The 8,699-nt window shown below is 58.5% G+C and carries 7 protein-coding genes and 1 pseudogene; 5 read left to right on the top strand and 3 right to left on the bottom strand.

All coding sequences use genetic code 11. The features are described 5' to 3' along the window. The 5 genes and pseudogenes from RGD00_RS22415 to RGD00_RS22395 all read left to right on the top strand — a co-directional run. A pseudogene (locus RGD00_RS22415) lies at window positions 1-191 on the top strand (hypothetical protein); the annotation flags it as partial. Window positions 192-361: 170 nt separating this feature from the next. Then, entirely contained in the window at window positions 362-541 is a 180-nt protein-coding gene (locus RGD00_RS22410; RefSeq protein ID WP_310459462.1) for a hypothetical protein, read from the top strand. Between the two features lie 181 nt (window positions 542-722). Beyond that, window positions 723-1,190 carry a hypothetical protein gene (locus tag RGD00_RS22405; protein ID WP_310459461.1) on the top strand — a complete coding sequence of 156 codons (468 nt, stop codon included), beginning with the start codon at window positions 723-725 and terminating at the stop codon, window positions 1,188-1,190. A gap of 33 nt (window positions 1,191-1,223) precedes the next feature. After that, window positions 1,224-2,311, top strand: a protein-coding gene (locus tag RGD00_RS22400) for an IS3 family transposase (RefSeq protein ID WP_310459460.1) whose coding sequence is annotated in 2 segments (ribosomal slippage) — window positions 1,224-1,473 and window positions 1,473-2,311 — 1,089 coding nt in all. Because the reading frame shifts where the segments join, the coding sequence is not laid out codon by codon here. Window positions 2,312-2,361: 50 nt separating this feature from the next. Beyond that, complete coding sequence (locus RGD00_RS22395) at window positions 2,362-3,888, top strand: DUF927 domain-containing protein (RefSeq protein ID WP_310459463.1); 1,527 nt, start codon at window positions 2,362-2,364, stop codon at window positions 3,886-3,888. 129 nt (window positions 3,889-4,017) lie between these two features. Here RGD00_RS22395 and RGD00_RS22390 read toward each other — a convergent pair whose 3' ends face one another. The 3 genes from RGD00_RS22390 to RGD00_RS22380 are packed head-to-tail and all read right to left on the bottom strand — an operon-like array spanning window position 4,018 to window position 8,601. Beyond that, window positions 4,018-6,978 (bottom strand): type I restriction endonuclease subunit R, encoded by a 2,961-nt coding sequence (locus tag RGD00_RS22390; RefSeq protein ID WP_310459459.1) that lies wholly within the window; start codon window positions 6,976-6,978, stop codon window positions 4,018-4,020. After that, window positions 6,971-7,585 carry a hypothetical protein gene (locus RGD00_RS22385; protein ID WP_310459458.1) on the bottom strand — a complete coding sequence of 205 codons (615 nt, stop codon included), beginning with the start codon at window positions 7,583-7,585 and terminating at the stop codon, window positions 6,971-6,973. The genes RGD00_RS22390 and RGD00_RS22385 overlap by 8 nt, the downstream gene beginning before the upstream one ends. After that, the gene (locus tag RGD00_RS22380) at window positions 7,582-8,601 is read right to left on the bottom strand and encodes a restriction endonuclease subunit S (protein ID WP_310459457.1); all 1,020 of its coding nucleotides are present in this window, start codon (window positions 8,599-8,601) and stop codon (window positions 7,582-7,584) included. The genes RGD00_RS22385 and RGD00_RS22380 overlap by 4 nt, the downstream gene beginning before the upstream one ends. Between the last annotated feature and the right edge of the window lie 98 nt (window positions 8,602-8,699).

Genomic DNA, 8,699 nt, shown 5'->3' with positions numbered 1-8,699 from the left:
AACTTGTTCGTCGTCTTGCTCATGATGCTCCATCCTACTCAGGAGTTGGAGCCTCCGGCAAACCCGGCGCGGTTCATTTTGATGCCTTCCTTTGGTTTCGGGTGGCCGAAGCCCACGAATGCCGCCAGCAGCCCGCTACGGCGACCTATGAGCGTGCGCCTGCTATGACAGGAAATCCGGGAACGGCATGACCATGGGGTCGATCGACGGACGCGTAACCTGAAGACGCTGTTCGGTGAGTGACGATTCGCCATTATGGCGGCCGCGCACGGGTGCCGCGAAACGCGCTCCTGACGGGATTTTTCTCACGCGCTCACGAAATTTAGACAAGAAATCATTTTTTGACAATGGGTTATGAGCTATGAATTTCCTGAAGTTTGCCGTGCGACAAGTGCTTGCAATGTGTTTACTAGTCGGTTTGCCCAGCACGAATCAGTGCCGCGCCGTCGCCTATCGTCTCAACACCTCCGGTCGCGGAGCAGCTTATGACAATCCAGATACGAAACAGATCGCCCTGACGCTGAACGCCTTCCGTCCCTGAACACTGCACATCGCTGACCCAACCGGATCGAGCTGTCTCGACACGGCTTGAATCATGCGCGCGCAGCACGGGTCGGTCGCCTTACCCCGCAACCTCTCAACCAAGCCCTCTCCCAACGCGGTCCAAGTGACCGCGAACAGACCAGCCATGCCGAATTTCCGGCACTCATCAGGAGAAGACCATGAACGCTTACACCAACATTTCCGCTTCGACCGATGACGAAATCTCGCTCGAAGATCTCCCCCTGCCCACGCGGCATGTCGAGAACGATGCACCGATCGAAGAGGCCACCGCGACCGAGATGTCCATGCCGGTCGAGACGCCATCTGCGGACCCCGACACGGTGACAGAACCAGTTCAGCTGGTCGAAGCGAGCACGCACACAGAAACCAGTGACGAGCCTGATGCTGAAGAGCAGTCCTCGGTGGCCCCGCCGGTTCCCTCTCAAACGACGACGCCAGCTGCGCGGTCGATCCCTGACGGCTATGCCCTGTTTTCAGACGGCGTCTACGCCTTGCCAGACGACGAAGCCGATGCGCCCGTCTTCGTCAGCACCCCGTTGCACGTCAATGCGACCTTCGCGGACAGCAGCGGTCGTGGCTGGGGTCGGTTGGTAATCCTCCCCGTGGTTAAGGGGATGCGAAGGTAGAATTTTCTCGGCAAGATGGACGAGGAGATTCCGATGAAGAAGAGCCGTTTCACCGAAGCCCAGATCATGGGCGTGCTGCGCCAGGCGGAGGGCGGGCTGCCCGTTTCCGAGCTTTGCCGCGAGCATGGGATCAGCAGCGCGACGTTTTACAAATGGCGCGCGAAGTTTGGCGGCATGGATGCATCCATGATGAGCCAGATGAAGGCCCTCGAGGATGAGAACAGGCGACTGAAGCGCATGTTCGCCGATCTCAGCATGCAGGCCGATCTGCTTCGAGAGGCTCTGGGAAAAAAGTGACGCGGCCAGCTCAGCGCCGGGAGCTGGCCGAGAAGGCGGTGGCGACGAAGGGGGTCAGCATCGCGCTGGCCTGCCGGGCGTTCGGCGTCAGCGAGACCTGCTTTCGCTATAGTCCGAAGCGTTACGACGAGAACGAGATGATTGCCGATCTGCTGGTCGGGCTGACGAATGTCCACAAGACCTGGGGTTTCGGCCTGTGTTTCCTGCACCTGCGGAACGTCAAGGGACATGTCTGGAACCACAAGCGGGTCCACCGGATCTACTGCGAGCTGGAGCTGAACCTGCGGATCAAGCCGCGGCGCAGGCTGAAGCGGGAGAAGCCCGATGAACTGGCAGTTCCAGAAGCCCCGAACCTGGTCTGGTCGATGGATTTCATGGCCGATCGGCTGGCCGACGGGCGGCAGTTCCGGCTGCTGAATGTGCTGGACGACTTCAACCGCGAGGGGCTGGGTATCGAGGTCGATTTTTCGCTGCCCGCCGAGCGGGTCGTCCGAGCCCTGAACCAGATCATTGAATGGCGCGGCAAACCGCTGGCGATCCGGGTCGATAACGGCCCGGAATACGTCAGTGCCACGCTGACAATCTGGGCCGAGAAGCAGGGCATCGCCCTGACCTACATCCAGCCCGGAAAGCCGCAGCAGAACGCCTATGTCGAGCGCTACAACCGGACGGTCCGGCACGAATGGCTCGACCTCTACATCTTTGAAACCATCGAGGAGGTGCAGCAGATCGCTACCGAATGGCTATGGACCTACAACAACGAACGCCCGAACATGGGCATCGGCGGCGTCACACCCGCCATGAAGCTGAAAATGGCCGCGTGAGTTCTACGGTCGCGCCCCGTTAAAACGGGGAGGATTACCGGTTGGTCAGCGTGAAATCCGCTGATGACCGCTGGCACGAAATCCCGATCACCAATGCTGACCTCCAAGGCAAGCCTGCTGTCGTCCTCGCGCGACTGGTTGACCACGGTCTCGATCTCGCGCCCGGCAAGAAGTCCAAGGATCTCCTGCTTGATCTGCTGAAAGCGTGGAAGCCTGACCAGCACCTGTTGACCGTCAGCCGGATGGGCTGGTCCGACGAGACGCATACGTCGTTCGTTCTTGGTTCCAGGCTGGTCGGTTCCGCGCAAGTGCTGCCGCTCGCGCCTGCCACCGGCATCGGCGCAGGTCTGGTCGAAACCGGCGAGGTCGGTGCGTGGCGAGCGAACATCGCAGCCAGGTGCTCCGGCAACCCGCTGATGATCGTCGCGGTGTCGCTGGCCTTCTCTGGTCCGCTCCTCGCCCGGCTCGGTGTGCATGGTGGTGGTCTGCATTTCCGTGGTGCCTCCTCCTCCGGCAAGACGACGCTCCTGAACATCGCCGCTTCGGTGTGGGGTGATCGGCGGCTGATCACGCCCTGGCGCGCGACGTCGAACGGTCTCGAAGCGATCGCCAGCACGATGAACGACATGCTGTTGCCGCTCGACGAAATCGCCGAGATCCAGCCGCGTGTCCTGCACGAAGCGATCTACATGCTCGCCAACGGCACTGGAAAGGCACGGATGACCAAAGAAGTCACGCTTGCAGACCAGGCGCGCTGGCGGCTCGCACTGATCTCCTCCGGCGAGATCAGCATCGAAGAGAAGCTGAAAGAGGCCAGGCTTGATGCGATGGCAGGTCATGAGATGCGTCTGATCGACATCGAAGCCGACAGCCGCACCTATGGTGCTTTCGACAACCTGCACGGTGTCGCAAATGCCGCCGCCTTCGCCGACGCCATGCAGCAGCTTGCGCGCAAGTATCACGGTGCCGTCGGTCGCGCCTATGTTGAGCGTCTGGTCGCCCGCAAAGCAGAGCTGACTGAAGAGCTGCTGCAGGACCGGGTTCGCACGCTTGTGTCGCAGTGGACCTCCAAGATCCCTGCGCAGGTTGATGGTCAGACCAGCCGTGTTGCCATGCGTTTCGCGGTGATCGGTTTTGCCGGTAAGATCGCGACTGCACTTGGTCTCACCGGCTGGACACGGGACGAAGCTGTTGATGCTGCGGAACTGATGTTCCTCGACTGGTATGAGCGCCGCTACGGCGCCAAGCGTGACGCCGCCGACGCTTTCGTGACCAAGCTGCAGCAGTTCCTGTCGACGAAGCTGACGAGCCTGCACAAGGTTGATGATGCGGCTGTCGCAGGTGTCGATCCGATCGGCTGGTGCGACGCCTCGCGCGTCTATCTGCCCCAGATGACCTGGTCGCAGCTGTTTCCAGGTGCGGACGGTCAGAAAGCCGCCACCGCGCTGCACGACATGCAGATGCTGGTGCCCGGCGAGGACGGGCGCCTCACGCGCAAGGCACCTCGTGCAATCCCCGGTCGTCCGCGCCTTTATACCGTGATCATCGACCGCGTGACCGCCTACAAGGTTGCCTGATCATGATCAGGCGGGGCCGGTCCCACCGGCCCCGCTGGTCCCGCGGTCCAATCTAATCCATCGAAACGTAGAGCTCTCACCGGCTGTCTGGCATTGCCGGATGCCTTTGGCCAATTCGGTTCACCAAAGCTAAATCTGCGCCTGACGCTGAGCTCGCTTGAAGAAGTGACGGGTCGCCTGCTCTCGGACGCCCTTGTCAGTCATGACGATATTCCGCATCTCGTTGTCCTGCTGGAACATCTTGATCATGCCTTGAAAGAAGGCGCGAGAGAACGCGCCGTAGACCACGTCAGCTGGATTATTGCGGATCATTTCCGTCATATCGTCGTCCATGATATCGCGGGTCACGCGCTCAAAGCGAAGAAAGTCCTCGCGGGAGAATTGCGTGCCGTGGCGCTCGTTGAACGAATTGATGATCTCGGACAGCGACCTTTCTTCTTCCTCAGTGTAGGCGTTCGCTCCGAACTCGGTGATCGGTTGCAGGGTCGCAGTCTGACCCGGTGACAGTGACGCGCTGCCCTCTTCGTCTTTCTGCAACTTGAAGGCGGACAGATCCAGCATGTCGTCCGTGATCGTAATGTCGGCAGGCACGTCACGGGACGGTAGCAGGCGCGACAACCACGATGTGTAGACATAGAGCTTTTCCAACCACGCATCGTTGAGAGACACCACCTGTGCCACGAAGGCGTAGAACCGCTGGAAACTCTTCAGGAGTTGGCGGAACTCTTCTTGTTGCGCCTCGTCTTCATCCAGTTCGAAGCGCCCCACCGCGAGGCGGACCGTGCCTTCCAACTTGAGACGATCTTGCGTCGTCAGATCACCCTTGAAGAGCTGCTCAGCAAACCGTTCGATCTCGTCCTTGTGGATGTAAGTCGCATTCGAGATGCGTTGTTCGAGGTCGTAGATCTGGTTCAGGTCGGTGCGTTCTTCCAGCGCGGTTGCTTCGAAGAAGGGCGCAAACGCCTCTTTCACGTCCTCCATGGTGTTCTGGAAGTCGAGGACGAAGGTGCGGGTCTTGCCGGGATATGTCCGGTTCAACCTGGCGAGCGTCTGCACCGCCTGCAACCCGGCGAGTTTCTTGTCCACATACATCGCGACGAGTTTCGGTTGATCGAACCCGGTCTGGTATTTCTCGGCGACGACGAGGATCTGGTATTCGTCGGTGTCAAACTTTTTCGGCAGTTCGGTCTCGGCGAACCGGTTGGCGGTCGCTTCGGTCCAGACATTTCCATCGATGGTCAGATCGCCTGAGAATGCCACCAGCGCCTTGAGATCGCTGTATTCCTTTTCAGCGATGTAATCATTGAGGCGTTGCCAGTAGCGCAGGGCATGTTCGCGACTCTGGGTCACGATCATCGCCTTCGCACTGCCTTCGAGCTCCTTGGCAACGTGTCGGCGGAAATGTTCGACGATCACCTCGACCTTCTGATCGATGGCGGTCGGATGCAGTGAGGCATAGCGGGCGACACGCGCCTGTGCCTTGCGTCCCTTGAAGGCAGGGTCGTCCTCGATGGTCTTTTCGAGTTGGTAGTATGCCTTGTAGGTCATGTAGTTCTGGAGCACGTCCAGAATGAAGCCTTCCTCGATTGCCTGACGCATCGAATAGAGGTGGAACGGGTGTGGTTTGCCGTCTGATCCGATGCGCCCGAAGCGTTCCAGCGTCACGTTGCGCGGTGTCGCTGTGAAGGCGAGGAACGAGATGTTCTTCTGCGGACCCCGCGCTTTCTGGAACGCGAGAACCATGTCTTCGATGTCTTCGGAACTCGTCTCATCGCGGGTCAGCGCGTCGGTCAACCCTTGCGCCGCCTTGCCGGACTGGGACGAATGCGCCTCGTCGATGATCACGGCGAAGGTCTTGCCGCCCTGACCCGAGATCGCCTTCAGATGTTCGGTGCCGAACTTCTGGATCGTCGTGATGATGATCCGCGCGCCTTTGAGGATCGCGTCTTTCAGATCGCGGGACGTGCCGTCGATCTTGCGCACCACGCCCTCGGTCTGGGCGAACCCGCTGATGGTCTGTTGCAACTGACGGTCCAGCACCAAGCGATCGGTCACTATGATCGCGGTGTCGAAAAGCGGTTGGTCGTCTTCGTCATGCAGGTTGATGATCTGGTGGGCGGTCCAGGCGATGGTGTTCGACTTGCCCGACCCTGCACTGTGCTGGATCAGATAGTTCTGTCCTGCGCCGTTGGAGCGCGCGTCCGACAGCAGTTTGCGCACGGCGTCGAACTGCTGGAACCGTGGAAATATCAGCGCCTCTTTGCCGCCCGAGCGTTCGAGGTGGATGAACCGCCCGATCAGGTCGAGCAGCACCTCGCGCGAGAACACCGCCTTTTCGCCGGGCAGATCCTTGTAGAGATAGGCGACCCGGTTCTCGCCCGGCACATCGGGGTTTCCGGCACCGCCCTCGCGTCCCCGGTTGAAGGGCAGGAACCGCGTCTTGCCGTTCATCAGGCGCGTGGTCATCGACACGTTGTCCTGATCCACCGCGAAATGGACGATGGCACCGCGTTTGAAGGTCAGCAGTGGTTCGCCGGCAGGGGAGCGGTCTTGGCGATACTGCTTCTCGGCGTGCTTGACGTTCTGCCCGGTCAGCAGGTTCTTCACTTCCAGCGTGGCGACCGGGATGCCGTTGACGAAGGTCACCAGATCGATGGCGTTCTTGGTCTTCGCCGAATAGGTCACCTGCCGCATCACGGACAGGATGTTCGCCTCGTAAAGGCGGGTGAGGTCTGGGTTCAGGTTCGACGCGGGTTTGAAGAAGCAGAGCGCGAACCGGATGTTTGGCACCAACTTGATGCCCTCGCGCAGCACGACATGAGTCGGGTTCTGCTTCAACGCCTGGTCGAGGCGTTTCAGAACCTCTGCCTCTGCCTGCGCGCTGTAATGATCTTCCAGCGTCTGCCACGCCTCGGGCTGCGTCGTCTTGAGGAAGCGAAACAGCAACTCGGTGTCGAGGGCGAGGGCAATGTCATAGTGGGACGGGCAGTTGCGCTCGATGTATCCTTGATCAGCGGTCAGGCAGGCGATGATATGCGCCTCGAAGACCTTCTCTTGATGAATGTCGGCGGTCGTATGAGTGTCAGTCATCTTTTGAGTTCGGACCTTCCAATATCATCACCGCTCGTGCTCCAACGAGTGCCGTGTTCAAGGCATTCATCGCCGCACGAAGATGCACAATATCGATCAGATAAGTCGGACCGCTTACGAATGCTTCATGTTCATTGTAACGAAATGTCGTCGACCTGGGATCGATTTCAGCGAACTCCATGATCCTGTTTGGAATCCAATCTGGAACTTCTCCCGCAAAGTCCTCGGAAATGATTGATTTGAAGCGAGCAGCAAGTTGAGAGAACTCGTGATCTCTCCGTCGCAACCCCTCTGGAATAATGTCTTTCAGAAGCAACTCGATAGAGTGCCTATACAGATAAAGAAGGACATTGCCACATCCTATGACGGTTGGCGGTTCTGCCCTTATTGTGTGAATGAGCACCTCTGCCGCGTTATGATACTCAGCGGCGAGTGAGGAAAGGTCTTTTGTCGCCGCTCCCCCAATGGGGACCCTGAGATGCCGTAAAGGACTCTTATTGCCAATCGTTATCTCTCGATTCCACCAATCCTTTTCTTCGTCTTCCCACTCTTCGGCACCTTTCGTCTCGAAGATTGGGCGATACATTTCCTGCTTCGAGAACGTCACGCGCCCATCTCCTCTTGAATAGCGTCGAGGCGGCGGTCGGGGGTGCCGGATTTGGTATAGGTCGCAACATCGATCTGACCCGTGACCGCGGCGGTGATAAGGGCAGATCGGTATTCCATTAGACGGTCGATGGAGATGTTGATCTTTTGCGTGGTGATTTCTTCATGCTGAAGCAGCGCTTCCATGTTCGCGCAATGCCTTTGTTGTTTGTCTGCTTCATATATCCGAAGTTCCAAGCGCCCCAACCGTTCTCCATTCAAGATGGGCAGGGTCGTTGAGTTCGCCAGTAGAACCAACTGTTCTTTTAGTGCGAGAAGTTGGAAGAACAGAAAGCGATCAGAAAGAAGCGGCGTTTTTCCGATAAGCGCGTGAATCTGCTGATTGAATGAAAGTCGCGCTCCAGCGATGCCGACTTTCCCGATGCTGCCTATCCCGTTGAGAAGCACAGTTCCGGATTCGACCACCGGCTGTCCCGAGCATCCCTTTTCCGTCAAACGCTCCTTTGTAATCTTGATAGGGGCAAGGGAACCAAGGTTCACGGGTGTTGCCCAAGGCAAACCTTCTTCGTCGGAGAAGTTGTCCTCTTCACTGCGCGATGGCGTTTTTCCAGTAACCACTCGATATAGTCGATGAAGCGGTTGGGTGGCGGTCGCTTCTGCATTAGTAAAGAAATGCTCATTCACGGATTTCGATTTCTCTCCCAGCAATGCGACCAACCGCTGCTTCTTCTCGATTAGCAGGTCTATTGTTTCTGTCTCACGGTCCAGAAAGTCGGCGACCTGGCGTTGGGTCGCGAGGTCGGGGATGAAGAACCGCTTTCGAAGCGTTTCTGACACCTTCACATAGGGTTGCGCCGATCCGCCCTTCTCCCAGAAGTCTTTCTGGTTTGTCATATAATGGAGAAACTTCGGCGACGCCTTGTTCGTGTCGATAGCGAAAGCGGTGGTATTGGCGACGGTGCCCCACTTGCCGTCAGCGAGAAACGTTTTTCCACACTGCGCGGCTCTGTTGCACAAATCGGCTGCTGATCGGACTTCTGAACCGCGCCGGGTTTGCCGGAGGCTCCAACTCTTGAGTAGGATGGAGCATCATGAGCAAGACGACGAACAAGTTT

This window comes from Ruixingdingia sedimenti (assembly GCF_031432425.1).
Classification (GTDB): domain Bacteria; phylum Pseudomonadota; class Alphaproteobacteria; order Rhodobacterales; family Rhodobacteraceae; genus Ruixingdingia; species Ruixingdingia sedimenti.
The sequence above is the reverse complement of the archived record's forward strand: the minus strand, read 5'-3'. Positions and strand labels throughout refer to the sequence as shown.